The organism is Thermosynechococcus sp. QKsg1 (assembly GCF_031586415.1).
Taxonomy (GTDB): domain Bacteria; phylum Cyanobacteriota; class Cyanobacteriia; order Thermosynechococcales; family Thermosynechococcaceae; genus Thermosynechococcus.
In genome coordinates this window covers 2,537,129-2,552,472 of record NZ_CP134200.1, presented here as the reverse complement: position 1 = coordinate 2,552,472, position 15,344 = coordinate 2,537,129, and the positions used below count along the sequence as shown (strand labels likewise).

General features: G+C 53.2%; 17 protein-coding genes. 9 read left to right on the top strand and 8 right to left on the bottom strand.

The features are described 5' to 3' along the window. The first annotated feature begins 3 nt into the window (after positions 1 to 3). On the top strand, positions 4 to 483 hold the full coding sequence (gene ruvC, locus RHP47_RS12485) for a crossover junction endodeoxyribonuclease RuvC (RefSeq protein ID WP_149821366.1): 480 nt from the start codon (positions 4 to 6) through the stop codon (positions 481 to 483). Here ruvC and RHP47_RS12480 read toward each other — a convergent pair. Next, positions 433 to 702 carry a hypothetical protein gene (locus tag RHP47_RS12480; protein WP_149821364.1) on the bottom strand — a complete coding sequence of 90 codons (270 nt, stop codon included), beginning with the start codon at positions 700 to 702 and terminating at the stop codon, positions 433 to 435. The genes ruvC and RHP47_RS12480 overlap by 51 nt on opposite strands. Before the next feature lie 112 nt (positions 703 to 814). Between RHP47_RS12480 and RHP47_RS12475 the strand changes: the two genes are divergently transcribed. Beyond that, the gene (locus RHP47_RS12475; protein ID WP_310840623.1) at positions 815 to 2,860 is read left to right on the top strand and encodes a flavin-dependent dehydrogenase; all 2,046 of its coding nucleotides are present in this window, start codon (positions 815 to 817) and stop codon (positions 2,858 to 2,860) included. A gap of 28 nt (positions 2,861 to 2,888) precedes the next feature. Then, a complete protein-coding gene (locus tag RHP47_RS12470; RefSeq protein ID WP_255451674.1) occupies positions 2,889 to 3,314 on the top strand; it encodes a hypothetical protein in 426 nt (141 codons plus the stop codon). Between the two features lie 14 nt (positions 3,315 to 3,328). Here the strand turns inward: RHP47_RS12470 and RHP47_RS12465 are convergent, their stop codons facing one another. Then, positions 3,329 to 3,838: a hypothetical protein gene (locus RHP47_RS12465; RefSeq protein WP_310840622.1), complete on the bottom strand. Its 510-nt coding sequence runs from the start codon at positions 3,836 to 3,838 to the stop codon at positions 3,329 to 3,331. A 281-nt stretch (positions 3,839 to 4,119) separates the two neighbouring features. On the opposite strand from RHP47_RS12465, the gene RHP47_RS12460 reads away from it, so the two are divergent. Further along, positions 4,120 to 4,578, top strand: coding sequence for a PepSY domain-containing protein (locus RHP47_RS12460; RefSeq protein ID WP_226971970.1), 459 nt, complete (start codon positions 4,120 to 4,122; stop codon positions 4,576 to 4,578). A 157-nt stretch (positions 4,579 to 4,735) separates the two neighbouring features. Here RHP47_RS12460 and RHP47_RS12455 read toward each other — a convergent pair whose 3' ends face one another. Then, positions 4,736 to 5,224, bottom strand: a complete 489-nt coding sequence (locus RHP47_RS12455) for a HEAT repeat domain-containing protein (RefSeq protein ID WP_226971969.1) — start codon at positions 5,222 to 5,224, stop codon at positions 4,736 to 4,738. Positions 5,225 to 5,471: 247 nt separating this feature from the next. Here RHP47_RS12455 and RHP47_RS12450 point away from each other — a divergent pair, with 247 nt between their 5' ends. Beyond that, positions 5,472 to 6,092: a MarC family protein gene (locus RHP47_RS12450; RefSeq protein WP_286625954.1), complete on the top strand. Its 621-nt coding sequence runs from the start codon at positions 5,472 to 5,474 to the stop codon at positions 6,090 to 6,092. Between the two features lies 1 nt (position 6,093). Here RHP47_RS12450 and RHP47_RS12445 read toward each other — a convergent pair whose 3' ends face one another. Together RHP47_RS12445 and RHP47_RS12440 are read right to left on the bottom strand one after the other, a co-directional pair. Continuing rightward, positions 6,094 to 7,371, bottom strand: a complete 1,278-nt coding sequence (locus RHP47_RS12445) for an ATP-binding protein (RefSeq protein ID WP_310840620.1) — start codon at positions 7,369 to 7,371, stop codon at positions 6,094 to 6,096. Continuing rightward, positions 7,334 to 8,014, bottom strand: a complete 681-nt coding sequence (locus RHP47_RS12440) for a response regulator transcription factor (protein ID WP_149821354.1) — start codon at positions 8,012 to 8,014, stop codon at positions 7,334 to 7,336. The genes RHP47_RS12445 and RHP47_RS12440 overlap by 38 nt, the downstream gene beginning before the upstream one ends. A 68-nt stretch (positions 8,015 to 8,082) precedes the next feature. Between RHP47_RS12440 and RHP47_RS12435 the strand changes: the two genes are divergently transcribed. Continuing rightward, entirely contained in the window at positions 8,083 to 8,505 is a 423-nt protein-coding gene (locus RHP47_RS12435) for a gamma-glutamylcyclotransferase (RefSeq protein WP_149821352.1), read from the top strand. Here RHP47_RS12435 and aspS read toward each other — a convergent pair. After that, the gene (aspS, locus tag RHP47_RS12430) at positions 8,502 to 10,307 is read right to left on the bottom strand and encodes an aspartate--tRNA ligase (protein WP_286625952.1); all 1,806 of its coding nucleotides are present in this window, start codon (positions 10,305 to 10,307) and stop codon (positions 8,502 to 8,504) included. The two genes, RHP47_RS12435 and aspS, sit on opposite strands and share 4 nt — an antisense overlap. A gap of 261 nt (positions 10,308 to 10,568) precedes the next feature. On the opposite strand from aspS, the gene RHP47_RS12425 reads away from it, so the two are divergent. From RHP47_RS12425 to RHP47_RS12415, 3 genes are all read left to right on the top strand, one after another. Next, positions 10,569 to 10,805, top strand: a complete 237-nt coding sequence (locus RHP47_RS12425) for a hypothetical protein (RefSeq protein ID WP_149821348.1) — start codon at positions 10,569 to 10,571, stop codon at positions 10,803 to 10,805. An 83-nt stretch (positions 10,806 to 10,888) separates the two neighbouring features. Further along, on the top strand, positions 10,889 to 12,637 hold the full coding sequence (locus tag RHP47_RS12420; protein WP_286625949.1) for a mechanosensitive ion channel family protein: 1,749 nt from the start codon (positions 10,889 to 10,891) through the stop codon (positions 12,635 to 12,637). Continuing rightward, a complete protein-coding gene (locus RHP47_RS12415) occupies positions 12,637 to 13,914 on the top strand; it encodes an NAD(P)/FAD-dependent oxidoreductase (RefSeq protein ID WP_310840618.1) in 1,278 nt (425 codons plus the stop codon). Before RHP47_RS12420 ends, RHP47_RS12415 begins: the two co-directional genes overlap by 1 nt. Here RHP47_RS12415 and RHP47_RS12410 read toward each other — a convergent pair. Then, positions 13,848 to 14,609 (bottom strand): carbon dioxide-concentrating mechanism protein, encoded by a 762-nt coding sequence (locus RHP47_RS12410; RefSeq protein WP_149821342.1) that lies wholly within the window; start codon positions 14,607 to 14,609, stop codon positions 13,848 to 13,850. The two genes, RHP47_RS12415 and RHP47_RS12410, sit on opposite strands and share 67 nt — an antisense overlap. Then, a complete protein-coding gene (locus RHP47_RS12405; RefSeq protein WP_255451673.1) occupies positions 14,609 to 15,337 on the bottom strand; it encodes a pantothenate kinase in 729 nt (242 codons plus the stop codon). The genes RHP47_RS12410 and RHP47_RS12405 overlap by 1 nt, the downstream gene beginning before the upstream one ends. Positions 15,338 to 15,344 lie beyond the last annotated feature (7 nt).

Sequence of the window (15,344 nt, the reverse complement as noted above, 5' to 3'; positions counted from 1 at the left end):
CGTGTGCGCATCCTTGGCCTAGACCCCGGCCTTGCTACCCTTGGCTATGGCTGTATTGAGGTGCAGCGCAACACCTGCCAAGTGTGCGATTTTGGTGTGATTACCACTCCTGCGGATATGCCCGTGGGCGATCGCCTCCAGAGTCTCTACAGCGATCTGCACACGTTAATTCTTGCCCTCCAACCAGATTTAGTGGCTTTGGAGCGCCTCTTTTTCTACAAAATGAGCCATACGATTGTGGTTGCTCAAGCGCGGGGCGTGATTCTTTTAGTCCTGAGTCAACTGCACTGTCCCCTCATGGAATTCACCCCTCCCCAAGTGAAGCAAGCCCTCACCGGCTATGGCAATGCCGCGAAAATAGACGTTCAACAGGCGGTGCAACGGGAACTCAATCTCAGCACGCTGCCCAAGCCCGATGACGCTGCCGATGCCCTAGCGATCGCCCTCACGGCCAGTCGTCACTGCCAAGGTTTCAACGCTTGACCAAGCCATTGCCACCGCTTCACTCAGCCATTGGCGGGTTTTGCGATCTAGCAGATCGTCCTCCGCAAGCACCCATTCCTGAACCTGCGCTAGACTGTGACCTTCCGCACGGCAAATCGTAATCACGCCGGCGATCGCTGCCGCCACCACCTCTTCACTGACAGGCTGCTGGCTGAGGGCTGCTATTTCTTCGAGACTCCTTGGAATGGGATAATGCATAGGGCAACAGGGTAATTCTGAGAAACCGTAAACTCTCTTAAACTGTTTAGTACAGTGCAGTTTACGCCAAATTGCGCCCTTGTCAAGCTCCTTAGCGGACTTTTGAAACAAAATGCAAGAACTGTTATACCTTGAGGTGCCCACTCCCGATACCGCAGCGGTGATTCACTGGCTGCACCACACCTTTGAGCCGCACATTGGCACCATTGCGCCAAAACCAAGCGGGGGTTGCTGGCAGGTTCCTGAGGCCCCCACGGAACTGGCTATTTTCCTGTGGAGCTTGCAGCGAACCACATACCTCAAGGTGATGCGCTGGGGAGAGCGGCCTTTCCCCCAGGAGCGGGCCTGTCTCCAACACCTTCAACAGCATTTGCGTTTGGCCTTTCCACTGCAACCTGAGGCGCTTCCCCCTTGGCCGGCTGGCAAGACAATTTTTGAAGCCTTGGTCGATCGCTATCCGCTGACCGTGAAATACTTCCAACGCATGCCCCAAGGTGAGGCGGATTTAGAGCGGGTTTATTGGTGGGAGCAACGCTGGCGCCAAGGGGTACAACAGCCCACGCCCCCGCTTCCAGTTTTGCACACTGCAACGACACCCTGTGATCCCCCTCGCTATGACCTAGTTTATGTGGGGGGTGCCTTGGGGGTGATCCACGCAGCGGTGATGGCGCGGTTGGGCTATCGGGTGCTGGTGATCGAGCGGTTGCCCTTTGGCCGCATGAATCGGGAGTGGAATATCTCCCGCATGGAATTTCAGAGTCTGATTGATCTGGGCTTGTTTACGACTGCGGAGTTTGAGAGCCTGATTGCCCGCGAGTACCGCGATGGCTTTAACAAGTTCTTTGATGCCACTAGTCCTCCCCATTGTCGGGCACCCGTACTGCACACCCCGACGGTTCTCAATATTGCCCTCGACTCAGCCAAATTCCTGCATCTATGTGGTGAGAAACTGCGCCAAGCGGGGGGTGAGATTTGGGATTGGACAGAATTTGAGACGGCCACGATTCATTCCAATGGTGTGGTTCTGCAAACCCAGCACCGCCAGACCCAAGAACAGCGACAGGCGATCGCCCGTGTCCTCGTGGATGCGATGGGGACTGCCTCCCCTATTGCTCGTCAACTGAACGGTGGTCGTGCCTACGATAGTGTGTGTCCGACGGTGGGGGCGATCGTCAAGGGCATTGCCCCGCAAGTTTGGGATGGCGATTATGGCGATGTGCTCTTTAGCCACGGTGATATTTCGCGGGGACGGCAACTCATTTGGGAACTGTTTCCGGGGGCAGGGGAAGAGCGCACGATTTATCTTTTTCACTATCACCACATTCAGCCAGAGTTTCCCGGCTCTTTGCTGGAACTCTACGAAGACTTCTTTACGATCTTGCCGGAGTACCGCCGCTGCGATTTAGATCAACTGACTTGGGTGAAGCCGACGTTTGGTTACATCCCCGGCTACTTTAGCCACCACCGGGGCGATCGCGCCGTGGCCTTTGATCGCGTCTTGGCCATTGGTGATGCCGCCTCACTGCAATCCCCCTTAGTATTTACTGGCTTTGGCTCGCTGGTGCGCAACCTGCCCCGCTTGACGGATCTACTGGACACCGCCCTGCGTCATGACCTTGTGCAAAAGCAATTTCTCAACCAAATTCGCGCTTATCAGAGCAATACAGCGGTGACATGGCTCTTTTCGCGGGGAATGATGGTGCCCAGCGATCGCCCCCTGCCCCCAGAGCGCGTCAATGCCACGTTGAACACCTTTTTTGGCATCCTCGGACAAGAATCCCCCGAATTGGCCGATCGCTTTATCAAAGACCGTGCGGGTTGGCTGCCCTTTAACCGTATGGCACTGCGAGCTGCTTGGCAAAACCCCGGCCTCCTTTGGTGGATCTACGAAATGGTGGGGGTTGGGGATCTGCTGCGTTGGCTGCAAAGCTACCTCAGTTTTAGCTTGGATGCCCTGTACCATGCCCTCTTTGGCTTTTGGCTGCCCCCCTTGGTGCGCCGTTGTCAACCGTGGCTAGAACCCATGGCACCGCAACTTTGGTTTTGGCTCTTGGTGCAAAGCTATGCCCTGAGTTACTCTGTGGGACAACCCCGTTTGGAACGACCCTTAACCTCCCTCCCCACTGCCAGAGTTGATCAAGCGGTTTCCCCTCGCTAACCTTGGGAACAAAGGTGTTGCGGAGAGAATGACGGTGAATGCAGCAGAGCAGGCAGTGACCGTGCAGATGGCCAGCAAATTGGGGGCGATCGTCCACCTCTTTAAGCAGTGCAATGCGGATCTGCGGGCAGACCTGCACCCTTGGGCCGATGACCCCCATACCCGCAACCTAGTGGATCCCGATTCAATTGACATTGGTTTTCACCTACCGGGCTGGAGTCGCCGCTGGCAAGCCCGCAGTTTGCTCCTGCAAATCCGCCTCTATTGCGATCCAGACTCTCCCCAGCGCCGTGCCATTGGTCTAGACATCGTGGGGTTTAGCTATATGAGTGAGCAGTGGCGGTTCAGTAGTATTGGTCAGGGGGTTTTTAGTGGCAACAATTTGCCTAGCGAAGATCTACAAAACCAACTGCGCGCCATTAGCCATGAGATTATTGCCCTATTGAACACTTGATTTTGGCCATTGGATCAATCGTCAAAGACCTCCTCAAACACCTCGTGAACATACTCTCCAGCCGTACGCACAACACCCACTCCCACGATTGCCGACAACACGAGAGCTAGCCCCACCAACCACTTCTCCCTGAGGAACTGCCAACCCTCCTTTAGGGAAAAGCGATGTCTTGGCGTCAGTGGCTCTAAAATTTCTAGGGCAACTGGATGCTGTAAATACTCTTGGATGCGTTCTAGCTCACCAACGTATAGACGGCGATGTTGGCGATCGAAGAGCAATCCATGCCGGGGCGCCCGTTCCCCTGCCGTCAGTTGATAGGACAACAGGCAGGGTTGTATCTCTGGATGTTGGCAAAATAATTGCCATCCTTGCAGATTTACTGTGCCCACTGTCTGGCCATCGGTGTAGCAGGGATACCCCAGTTGTGGCTCCCAATACAGACCCAGCCAACGGGATTGTGCAGGCAGCGCCAAAGCACGTTCAAACTGTGCTGGTGCTGGAATAGGCAGAACTTCTAAAGTCATCGGTCTATTCCTCTTCCTTGGGATAGCTTTACTATAGGAACGAACTGTCAAGAACTTGATAAGAAATGCAGACTACAGCCCTTTTCTGAAATATGTGGTCAGCGGTTACCCTAGACTAGTTTCCCCAGTGTTGAGCACGTGTCATTGTTGCCAACAAGACTCTATTAGGCATTAGGTAGGTTCAAAATTGCCTTTTGATCTTGACGACTTCTTGACAATTCCTCCCTACTGTGGGAATTGTTCCGCCTCAGGAACAGTGAACTGAACTTGGAGACTCTACGATGAAAGACTCAATAAAAGTTTTAATGACACTAGGAGTGCTCTCAGCGATCGCCATTGGTGGCAGTGCAATGGCACTGAAAACGCAGCGTCACATTAGCTATGCTCTGGTGGCACAAACAGATCAAAAGGGTGGGTATGACGAGAGCGATCGCTATGAAGCGAAAAATACGGCTGAAGAAATGCAAGAGGAGGCCCAATACCGTAGCCTTGCTAAAATTAGCCCCCAACAAGCTCAACAAATTGCAGAAGCGGCTCAAGGCCAAAAGGCAATACGGGTTGCCCTAGGGGCAGAAAACGGTAGCTTGGTTTATGAAGTGCGCTTTCCCAATGCTGAGGTCAAAGTGGATGCCGGTAATGGGCGTATCCTCAGAACGGAACTAGCGGGTCAAGAGGAAAATGACCTTCATGAAGCTCCCTTGGATGGCAGTATCCAAGTCCCCAATTCTGATCGTCCATAGCAATAATGGCAACCATCCTTAAGGTTCTCTGAATTTTACTCAAATTGCCAAGCTGTCTAGGGTAGATTAACAGGCATAAATATCTACCCTAATTTTTTGCCTAAGGATGGGTTTGTGGTGAAAAGAGTATAGCAACTTCAAGGGGAACGCCAATCCATTAGGAACATGTTTCACGGGTAACTTGAGTTAGAGTAGCCGCCGCTTCTTCACGAATGACTCGCGCAGGATGATCCAATAACATTTGCAAGGCTGTGGTTTTCTCCGGAGAGTCAGGTAGCTTTCTTAAGGATCGGACGATTTCCATAGCTTGCCAAACGTCAATGGAGTAGGTTAAAGCACCTTCGGTAAGGGGAGTGGCCGTTTTGGGATTACCGCGATTGCCAAGGGTAATAATTGAACCCATGCGGGCTTCGGAGTTGGGATGCTTTAGGGCATTGATCAGTCGATCTTCGTAGGAGGGATGCTCCTGTTCCCACTGGTGAATGTTGACACCGCATACAGGACAGATTGAGTCGTCCGCGGCAATCTCCGCAAAACATGCTGGACAAAAATAGGCGTGATCCATCTTTTTATCCCCCAAGGGATACTCCCAATATACGCCCAATCCCAAAAGTGAGACCAGTTTAATGTGTCGTCGGCTGATCATGTGTCACACCAAGCCTGTTAGACTCAAACATAAGATAGTTACATCTTCCGAAGCATTGAAACCCTTCTTTGGCTCCACGGGTGAGTCTGTCATTAAATTTTGTTCGTACCACTGACTATAGTCCTGATATTGGCAATATGGAATACGTAAAAGGGATGTAATACTCTCTCATAGGGGCTTTCGCAGTTTTGAGCTTGTTCTATATGTGAAAAGGGTTGTATTTCGCTTTAATTGAGCAGTACCAATCATGGTCAACACCCTCTTTTCTTTTATGTTCGGCATATTGACAGCCCTCTTTCCGATTGCGAATCCAATTGGGGCAATTCCTATTTTCTATAGTTTGACTGCTAAAAACACTACGAAATATCGCCTGCGACAAGCACGAAAAATCACCTTTAATGTTTTTGCTGTCTTAGCAATTTTTTTCTTGGTGGGCAAGTTTATTCTCAGCTTTTTTGGAATTTCCCTAGCAGTAGTGCGAATTGCTGGTGGGTTGATTGTGGCACATACGGCTTGGCAGATGGTTGCTCCTCAACCGCGTCTGACCAATCAAGAGCAACTGGAGGCAGTGGACAAAGAAGATATTTCCTTTACACCTATGGCAATGCCCATCATTAGTGGGCCGGGCGCGATTGGTATTGTGATTGGTTTTTCAACCCGCTGCCATCAATGGCCAGAGTATCTTGGTTGTGTTCTGGGAATTACTCTGTTTAGCTTTATCACCTACTTTTGCTTAATTCTAGGGGAGCCTTTGATTAAGGGCTTGGGCACAACAGGCATAGGGGCACTCAATCGGATTTTGGGCTTTTTGATTTTAGCGATCGCGGTGCAGCTCATTGCAGATGGCGTGATCACCTTTATCAAATAAGTTAATGACTGAGGGGGAGCCTGACAGTAAATGAGGTGCCCTGACCCACTTGACTCTTGACATCAATGCTGCCACCGTGGCTCTGGACAACTGCTTGGACAATGGATAGGCCTAACCCTGCTCCTCCATCCACATAGTGACGGGAGGGATCTGCTCGCCAAAAGCGCTCAAAAATTTTACTAAGGTGCTCAGACGCTATACCAATGCCCGTATCAGCGATAGTCACGTGAATATGGTGCATGAGACGCTTGGCAGTCACACTGACTTTGCCCCCTTCAGGAGTGTAGCGCAGCGCATTTTGTAAAAGATTGGTGAAAGCCCGTATGAGAGCCGCCTCATCCCCCCGCAGCAGCAGTTGAGGATCGGTACTAAACTCTAAGCTAATTTGCTGTTGCTGTGCCTGTAGTTTATACAGTTGAATTAATTGCGCTAAGGTCTCTGCGAGGTTGATCGTCCGCATGGCCATCGGTTGTTGACAATCAGTTCTTGCCAGAATCAATAAGTCGTCAATGAGGCGGGTCATTTGATCCGTAGCGCTGGCGATCGCCCCGAGGACTTCCCGATCCTCTGGTCGCATTCCTTCATCGTACTTAAGGGCAACTTCAGCATTACTGGAAATGGCCATCAGGGGACTGCGGAGTTCATGGGAAGCATCAGCCGTAAACTGTCGCAACCGCTCAAAACTGTCTTCAATAGGCTGCATGGCTTGGCGATTGAGCCACAGACTACCCATAGCACTGAGGAGGAGTCCTATCATGACCCCTGCCATGAGACCAGTATCCAACTGCCAAACGGTCTCATTAAATTCATCCAATTCTTGACTAATGCGGATGTAGCCAATGATTTCGTTGGTTGCTTGGTGCAAAATTGGCAGTGTGACTAACTGCAAAGGGGGATCATGGGTGTGAATAGCTACTGAAACCTTTGGATTGAGCGGTATGTAGGGAAGTTCTTCGCCCTGTTGCTTGAGAAGTCGGCCGTGGGCATCAAACCACTCTAAGGTTGCTGCTTGCTTCTTTAGCTCATGGGGCAAACCGTGCTCCTCAATCTTGAGCTGACCATTCTCAATATCAGCATTAGCAGCCGCACCTTGGGCAATGGCAATGAGACGATTGGTGAGTTGCTCCCTGAGATTGTGAACAAAGACCACGCGCACAGCGATCGCAAACCCGCCAAGGACGACTGCAAACACGAGGAGATTAAAGAACAGTAAGCGGCGGCGAATATGGGTAAACATTGGGCTAGACGTGGGGGGGTACAAAACGATAGCCAACGCCATAAACTGTTTCAATCAATTCTTGGGGGCAACCTGCTGCCTTCAGCTTATGCCGCAGATTGGTGATGTGGGTTTTGACGGTGCCTTCACCAGCCTCTTGATCGAATGTCCAGAGTTTATCTAGGAGGGCTGTGCGACTAAAGACCTGCTTCGGATACCGCAGAAAATGCTCTAGGAGTAGATATTCCTTGGGGGTCAGAGAGAGCACCGTTTGATCGTACGTCACCACCTGACTCGCCGGATCCAGTTGCAGTGCCCCGTAACATAGCACAGGGGGTTTCAGTTCACGACTGCGGCGTTGCAGTGCCCGAATCCGTGCCGCCAGCTCTTCCAACTTGAAGGGTTTGACAAGGTAATCATCAGCACCTGCATCTAGGCCAATGACTTTATCAGTGGTCGTATCCTTGGCCGTCAACATCAAAATCAGTGCCTGACAACCTACCGCCCGCAACCGTTGACAAAGGGCGATGCCATCTAGGCGTGGTAGCATTAAGTCCAGCAAAATGAGGTCATAGGCAGTTGCTTGGGCATAGTCCCAGCCACTCAGGCCATCCTCAGCAATATCAACAGTATGGTGTTGATGTCGTAAATCCTTCGCCAAAGGTGCTGCAATGCGGGGGTCATCTTCAACAATGAGAATTTTCATTGCTCTTGCCCTTGCTAAATTGGCTAGGCTTAAATTGTATTGTGGCTAAAATCAACCCTCATTGACGAGTGACGACCCTGCGCCTTTTTGTTTATGGCACCCTTAAACCCGGCTATCAACCCCATGAAATCCTCTGTCGGCCTTGGCTGAGTGCCCATCAACCAGCGCTGGTGAGAGGTCGCCTTTATCACCTACCGATGGGGTATCCCGGTCTGACGGCTGAGGAAGGTTGGGTGCAGGGGGAGTTACTGATCTTTCATGATCCACCTCCCAGCGTATTGGCGCAGCTGGATGCCTTTGAAGGCTACAATCCCAACTTGGCTCCCGAAGTAAATGCCTACCATCGCCAAGAGGTGCCAGTGTATAACTTGAATCATCAACCTTTGGGCACAGCATGGGCTTACATGATGAGCACTGAGCGGGTGCGGGATGTCAACGGCGAATGGCTGCTAGAGGGGGTGTGGAATCGGCCAACAGACCTACGTGCCTAGACTTTGGTTTTAGCAGTGGTTGTTGCGGGCTTGGCGGAAGCCACATGGAGTTCCTTGAGTTGCTGTGGCTCAACACTGCTGGGGGCACCGGTAAGAAGGCAACGCGCCTGTTGGGTTTTCGGGAAAGCAATGGTGTCGCGAATGGAGTCTTCGCCGGCAAGGAGCATGACTAAGCGATCCAGGCCATAGGCAATACCCCCGTGGGGAGGGGTACCAAATTCAAAGGCCTCGAGAAGGAAGCCAAATTTTTCTTGGGCAGCCGTCTCATCAAGGCCGATGGTTTCAAAAACTTGCCGCTGCAATTCCGGTTGATAAATGCGCAGACTGCCGCCGCCTACTTCGTAGCCATTAAAGATGAGATCGTAGGCTTGGGCACGGGCAGTTTTGAGGTCCTCAAGGTCGGCGGGATGGGGTGCCGTAAAGGGATGGTGCAGCGCCTCAAGGCGTTTTTCCTCAGCATTCCACTCAAACATGGGGAAATCAACCACCCATAGGAGATGGGTTGCCGTCGGATCAATGAGATCAAATTCACGGGCAATGGTCTGGCGCAGGCGATCAAGGGTTTTATTCACAGTCGCGGTATCCCCTGCCCCAAACAGGAGGAGGTGCCCCGGCTCGGCACCCGTGCGCTCTAAGAGCGTGGCTTTCTGCTCTGGGGAGAGGTTATCCTTGATGGCACCAATGGTGTCAATCTCGCCGTTGTCGCGAACGCGGATATAAGCCAGCCCCTTGGCGCCGGCAGTGGTGGCCTCTTGGAAGAGATCGCCGCCGGGTTTAATGCGCACGTTGGAGATGCGGTGGTTGCCATTGGGAATCGGCAAAATTTTCACCACGCCCCCTTGGGCGATCGCCCCACTAAAAACTTTGAAACCAGAGTCTTTGAGAATATCGGAGACATCCACCAGTTCAAGGCCATAGCGGGTATCGGGCTTATCGGTGCCATAGCGATCCATGGCCTGTTGGTAACTCAGGCGGGGAAAGGGGCGCGGCAGATCAATGCCCTTCACGGTTTTGAAAATGTGGCAGATGAGTGCTTCGTTGAGATCAATAATTTCATCCTGATCCATGAAGCTCATTTCCATGTCCAGTTGCGTAAATTCTGGCTGGCGATCGGCCCTTAAGTCCTCATCGCGAAAGCAGCGAGCAATCTGGTAATAGCGATCGCACCCCGCCACCATCAACAACTGCTTGAACAACTGGGGCGATTGGGGAAGGGCAAACCATTCTCCCGGATTCACGCGACTGGGCACTAAATAATCGCGAGCCCCCTCCGGGGTCGAGCGGGTGAGAATAGGGGTTTCCACCTCAATAAAGCCCGCCTCATCCTCGAGGAAGCGCCGCATGGCTTGGACAACGCGATGGCGTAACTGCAAATTCCGTGCCATCCGTTCCCGCCGTAGATCAAGATAGCGGTAGCGCAGCCGCACTTCTTCGCGGACTGGCTCGTTCTCGGTGCTGGAGATGGCAAAGGGCAGTTGCTGGCGCACCGTATTGAGGACATCAATGTGATCGGCGTAGATCTCGATATCGCCCGTGGCCAATTTTGGGTTCACCGAATCGGCAGGGCGCTTGCTGACACGGCCAACAATTTTCACCACATACTCACTGCGCAGGCGATCGGCTTGAGCATAGGAGTCGGGAGTGCGCTGGGGATCACTGACAATTTGGACAATGCCGGAGCGATCGCGCAAATCAATAAAGATCACGCCGCCATGATCTCGCCGCCGATCCACCCAACCGTAGAGGGTGACCGTTGTTCCGACATCCGTTAGCCGAACATCGCCACAGTAGTGTGTGCGCATAGACCCCAATGATTTGTAAGTATGTTGGTAAAGCCTTACTATTTTAGCGGTTCACCGCCCTACCGTTAGCGGGGCATTCCCAAGGAAGCACAGGTTTGCAGGAGGGCTGCACTTTAGAAATCGCAACAGAAGTTTGCAGGACTTCATGTGGATTCCCTAACTTTAGTTGCAGCTTCAGCAGATTGCGCCCCAATTTTCCGAGGGGCAACGTATGGTAGTAGATAGGTAAAATCTAAAGAAAACCTTAAAAGGAGGGCAAGTATGACCCCCTCTCTCCTCCGGCAGTTCTGGCACTTTGTTGAGCAAGCACAGGTGGGACGATTGTTGAGTATGGATGATCACGCCCTACAGGGGTGGCTGGTGACGCAGTTTAGTGATGTTTATCCTTTAGAGCATAACCAGCGCTATCATCTGGAACGCTACATTTCCTCGCGTCTCTCGTTAATCCGCGATGTGGCAAGGGAGCAGGTGCTGCAAGCTAGGGTCGACTGCCCCTAGGGAACCGTGAACTGAGTTCAGCCTTCAAAAGGTGAGAGGATAGTCCTAGTTCGTGTTGCCGTGCAGAATATCAGTATGTGCGAATGATCAATGGGTATCAGCGATTATGGCGGTGGGGAGCGATCGCCCTTATCACTTTCTTTTTAGTCCTTCTCTCTCCTTGGTCAACTGTAGCTCAGGTTCCTCTGCCGGGGATTAGTCAAGCCACCGTTGCTCCCACCCCCCCCGGCGTCACCCGCATTGGCGAACTGGAAATTGCCGATGTCCGCTTTGATGGCAATACACTCTTTACAATTGCTGCGCCAACAGTTCGCGATCGCGATAACCCCGGTAACGCAATTCCCGTTGAAGTCCGAGCGGATTTAATTCAATCGAACCTACGGCGGGTACTCCAGAGTGCCCTTGAGCATGGGCGGCGATCGCCCGCAAGGGTAGATATTGGCGTTGCTCGCCTCAATAATGTTTTAGTCATCAGTGCCCGCATTGGCCAAGCGGAACGCACCACTCGCCTCCTGACGGTGACAGAGGCCGACAGCGACTACCATCAACTGCCCCCTGAAACCCTTGCCCAGCAGTGGCGAGACATTTTGCAACAGCAGATGAACCGAGCGATTCAGGAACGCACCGACACAGCCCTGATGTCGCAAATTCAGGGGGCGGTCTTGATCTTTATCAAGGTGGGTGCAGGTAGTTTCGTGATTTTAATTGTGCAACGCTTCTTGATCCGCCAACGCAAGCATCTACAAGGGCAACTGGACACAGTGACCACTCAAACGACAGAACCGGAGTGGGTTTTGCCGCTGCTACCCCACCTGCGACATCACTTTTTTCTCAAGCAGCGCATCAAGCTCATTAGTCTCGTTCGGTATCTACTGTTGTGGGGGCAAGTGGCTCTGTGGCTACTCGGCCTAGCGGCAATTCTGCGCCTTTTCCCCATGACCCGCTGGCTGAGTTCCCAAGTCTATGGCTTGCCGATTCTGTGGATGGTGGTCTGGTTTGGCACGGGGCTGCTGAATCAATTTGCTGACTTGGCCTTTGATCGCATTCGTGTTTTCTGGGAGCAAAATAATCTGCTCAAGTTTGCCGATACCCAGCGTAAAACCCTGCGGATTAGTACCACTGTGGAAGTGATGCGCGGCTTTAAGACCGTTGTCATTTATTTGATTCGACTAGTGGTTATCTTGGGTTCCTTAGGGGTACCTGTTTTCTCCATTCTCGCTGTGGGGGGCTTTTTAGCCTTGGCCATTTCCCTAGGGTCACAGAACTTGGTGAAGGACATTATCAATGGTCTGCTCATTGTCTGGGAGGATCAGTACGGCATTGGCGATGTGGTGGAAATTGAACCCTACTCCGGCTTAGTGGAAAATCTCAATTTGCGCATTACTCAGTTGCGCAATGCCGAGGGTCAGCTGATTACAATTCCCAATAGTACGATTACCAAGGTAGCCAACCTGACCCGCACTTGGTCACGGGTTAATCTCGAACTGTGGGTGGATATTGAAACCAATCCCGATCGCCTGTTGTCCTTGCTGAATGACTTGAGTATCCACTTTTACGAAGAACCGGAGTGGCAACTGAAGATGCTGGAGCGGCCAGAAGTTCTAGGAATTGATCAGATTACCGCCAGTGGCTTACTGGTGCGCATTTGGATTAAAACCCAACCGGGACAACAATGGGTCGTGGGGCGGGAGTTTCGGCGGCGGGTGCTCAACCTGATGGCCGCAGAGGGGATTGCCGTGGGTCGGCTGCATCAACAGCTGCATTTGGCGCGCGATCGCAACGGCAAAAACGACAACGATGAACATACCCATCCTTTTCCCTTGGAATCTTGATGGCAGGTCAGCGCATTTTGGTCATCGGCGGTGGTGCCGCTGGATTTTTTGGAGCGATCGCCTGTGCGACGGCTAATCCCCGCGATCGCGTCACGATTTTAGAAGCTGGGGCAACGGTGCTGAGCAAAGTCCGCAGCTCTGGTGGTGGTCGCTGCAATGTCACCCACCACTGTTTTGATCCAGCCCTATTGGTGCAGCACTATCCCCGTGGTGGCAAGGCCTTGCGGGGTGCCTTTAGTCGCTTCCAACCCCAAGACACGATCGCTTGGTTTGAGGCGCGGGGGGTGAAGTTGAAAACCGAAGCCGATGGGCGAGTCTTTCCCGTCAGTGATGATTCAGAAACCATTATTGACTGTCTGGTGCAGGAAGCAACGGCTCTAGGCATTCGCATCTGTACCCGCGCAGCGGTGAAGGAGATGGTGAAAGTCGGCAATGAGTTTCAAGTCACGGTTGCTCAGCAGCCTCAACCCCTTGTGGGCGATCGCGTCCTTTTGGCCACTGGCAGCAGTTCCCAAGGTTATCGCTTGGCAGCACAATTGGGACACACCATTATTCCCCCCGTCCCTTCTCTGTTTACGTTTCACATTGATGACCCGCTCTTGCAGGAGCGCTCAGGCCTCAGTGTCGAACCCGTGGAAGCAACCCTCAAACTGCCGCAGCAGCCGCCCTTAACCCAAACCGGTGCTATTCTCGTTACCCATTGGGGCTTTAGTGGCCCTGTGGTCTTGAAACTCTCGGCATGGGGGGCACGTGCCTTGGCGGTGCAGAACTATCGCGGCACCTTGGTGGTGAATTGGCTCCCCCATCTGTCACTGCCGCAGATTCAAGGGGAGTTGGCAGCCTGTCGTAGCCATACCCCGAAGCGAGCGATCGCTAACCATTGTCCCTTTCCGCTGCCGCGCCGCCTCTGGAGTTACTGGACAACCAGCGTGGGGATTCCGGCTGAGCAAACTTGGGCACACCTCAGTAAAAAACAACTGCTGGCACTGGCGGAGGCCTTGCACCGAGGTACCTTCGCGATCGCTGGCAAGGGCGCCTTCAAAGAGGAGTTTGTCACCTGTGGTGGGGTGGCTCTCAAGGAAGTGGACTTTAAGACCATGGCCAGCCGCTGCTGTGAGGGGCTATTCTTTGCGGGCGAAGTTCTCGATATTGATGGCGTGACGGGGGGCTTTAACCTGCAAAGTGCGTGGACAACGGGCTGGATTGCCGGTCAGGGATTGGCAGAGGGTTCGACGGGCACCGTTTCGGCAGGCGCTTCCACGGCCACACTCTCTTGAGCCGCACCTTGAAGGGCAAGGGGTTCGGTTTCTTTTTGCTTGAGGGTGAGGGGTAGGCGCAGGGGTTGCAGTTCCCGTTGTAGGGCGGGTGCCAAGGGCAACGATTGATCCAAATCCTCAAGGGGACGGGGTACCAACATCACTGCATGGAGTTCACCAATGCGATCGGCTTCTGCCATCCCCGCCTCAAGGGCGATCGCGGTATTGGAGGCCGTGCCGCGAATAATGGCCGTACATAGACCGGCGCCAATGGTTTCGTAGGCCGTTAGGATCACATCTGCCGCCTTGAGCATGGCATCCGCTGCCCCCACCATGGCTGGAAATCCTCGCGTTTCCAATAGGCCAACCGCGTGGCTACTGAGGCGATGGCCGCGACTTTTAGAGGCAATCTGGGCGAGGAGACTGCCAATCGGCAGAATTTTCTCTAGGTTGGGGTCAGGCCGGGGAATGACTAACGTACTGAGTTCTTGACCAAACTGCTGCGCCCGTTCAGCGCCCTCTGCCACGGCGAGGCGCACATCGGCAATTCGCCCGCGCACGATCGCGCTACAGTGGCCACTGCCAATTTTCTCATAGCCCACTAGGAGGACATCGGCGGATTTGAGCATGTGATCGGCAATGCCCACGATTGCCGGAAAGCTCTGGGCTGAAACCAGTCCCAAGGCTAAATCCGTAAAGTCATCCCGTCGCTCCATTAGCGGAATTCGTCAATCCTTTCCATTGGGTGCATTTCTATCTTAACGGTTGGGTTGCGGAGGGCGCGGATCCCCCAAAAAACCAAATGATCGTCTTCACGCCAGCGATCGGGGTCTAAAAATGTTTTTAACAGTTCACTGAGAAAGGGGCGATCGCCCCCGGTCACAATCACCGTACCTTGGGGAAACGCCTGAAAAAAGGCGCCCAGATAGGCGTGTAACATGGCGGCAGTACCGTAGTAAAGACCGCTTTCAATCGCTGTGGTAGTGGTGGCGCCCCAACGGGGGGGTGGCTCTGGGGGAAGCGTCACATAGGGTAACGCTGCCGTATAGTCCGCCAGTGCTCGCGCCATTAACCCAACACCCGGGAGAATCACACCGCCCGCAAATTCACCGCGATCGTTGGCTAGGGTCAGCGTTAATGCAGTTCCCGCATCCACCACACACACTGGTGCCCCATAAACCTGAAGCGCTCCCCAGAGGGCAAGGGCACGGTCAATCCCTAGGGTGGGGTACATCTGAGGAATAGGAATATCCTCGAGGGTGAAGGCGATCGCTGTCGGATAGACTTGGTGCAAGGGCACAGAACCAACACTCGCACCCCAGCAAGGGAGTCCGGGATAGTCTTTGGCAGGATTGCAGGCAACTTCCTCAGAGGTGAGGTGCCAAGTGCGGCTGAGGTGTTCACCGCTAAAGAGTGCCCAGTGCTGCCGACTATTGCCAATCATGAGAGCG

Coding starts and splice junctions, on each gene's coding strand:
- RHP47_RS12450 (WP_286625954.1), top strand. CDS start 5,472: ATGGTCAACACCCTCTTTTCTTTTATGTTCGGCATATTGACAGCCCTC.
- RHP47_RS12420 (WP_286625949.1), top strand. CDS start 10,889: ATGATCAATGGGTATCAGCGATTATGGCGGTGGGGAGCGATCGCCCTT.
- RHP47_RS12475 (WP_310840623.1), top strand. CDS start 815: ATGCAAGAACTGTTATACCTTGAGGTGCCCACTCCCGATACCGCAGCG.
- RHP47_RS12405 (WP_255451673.1), bottom strand. CDS start 15,337: ATGATTGGCAATAGTCGGCAGCACTGGGCACTCTTTAGCGGTGAACAC.
- aspS (WP_286625952.1), bottom strand. CDS start 10,307: ATGCGCACACACTACTGTGGCGATGTTCGGCTAACGGATGTCGGAACA.
- RHP47_RS12470 (WP_255451674.1), top strand. CDS start 2,889: ATGACGGTGAATGCAGCAGAGCAGGCAGTGACCGTGCAGATGGCCAGC.
- RHP47_RS12425 (WP_149821348.1), top strand. CDS start 10,569: ATGACCCCCTCTCTCCTCCGGCAGTTCTGGCACTTTGTTGAGCAAGCA.
- RHP47_RS12465 (WP_310840622.1), bottom strand. CDS start 3,838: ATGACTTTAGAAGTTCTGCCTATTCCAGCACCAGCACAGTTTGAACGT.
- RHP47_RS12480 (WP_149821364.1), bottom strand. CDS start 702: ATGCATTATCCCATTCCAAGGAGTCTCGAAGAAATAGCAGCCCTCAGC.
- RHP47_RS12455 (WP_226971969.1), bottom strand. CDS start 5,224: ATGATCAGCCGACGACACATTAAACTGGTCTCACTTTTGGGATTGGGC.
- RHP47_RS12445 (WP_310840620.1), bottom strand. CDS start 7,371: ATGGCGTTGGCTATCGTTTTGTACCCCCCCACGTCTAGCCCAATGTTT.
- RHP47_RS12440 (WP_149821354.1), bottom strand. CDS start 8,014: ATGAAAATTCTCATTGTTGAAGATGACCCCCGCATTGCAGCACCTTTG.
- RHP47_RS12460 (WP_226971970.1), top strand. CDS start 4,120: ATGAAAGACTCAATAAAAGTTTTAATGACACTAGGAGTGCTCTCAGCG.
- RHP47_RS12415 (WP_310840618.1), top strand. CDS start 12,637: ATGGCAGGTCAGCGCATTTTGGTCATCGGCGGTGGTGCCGCTGGATTT.
- RHP47_RS12410 (WP_149821342.1), bottom strand. CDS start 14,609: ATGGAGCGACGGGATGACTTTACGGATTTAGCCTTGGGACTGGTTTCA.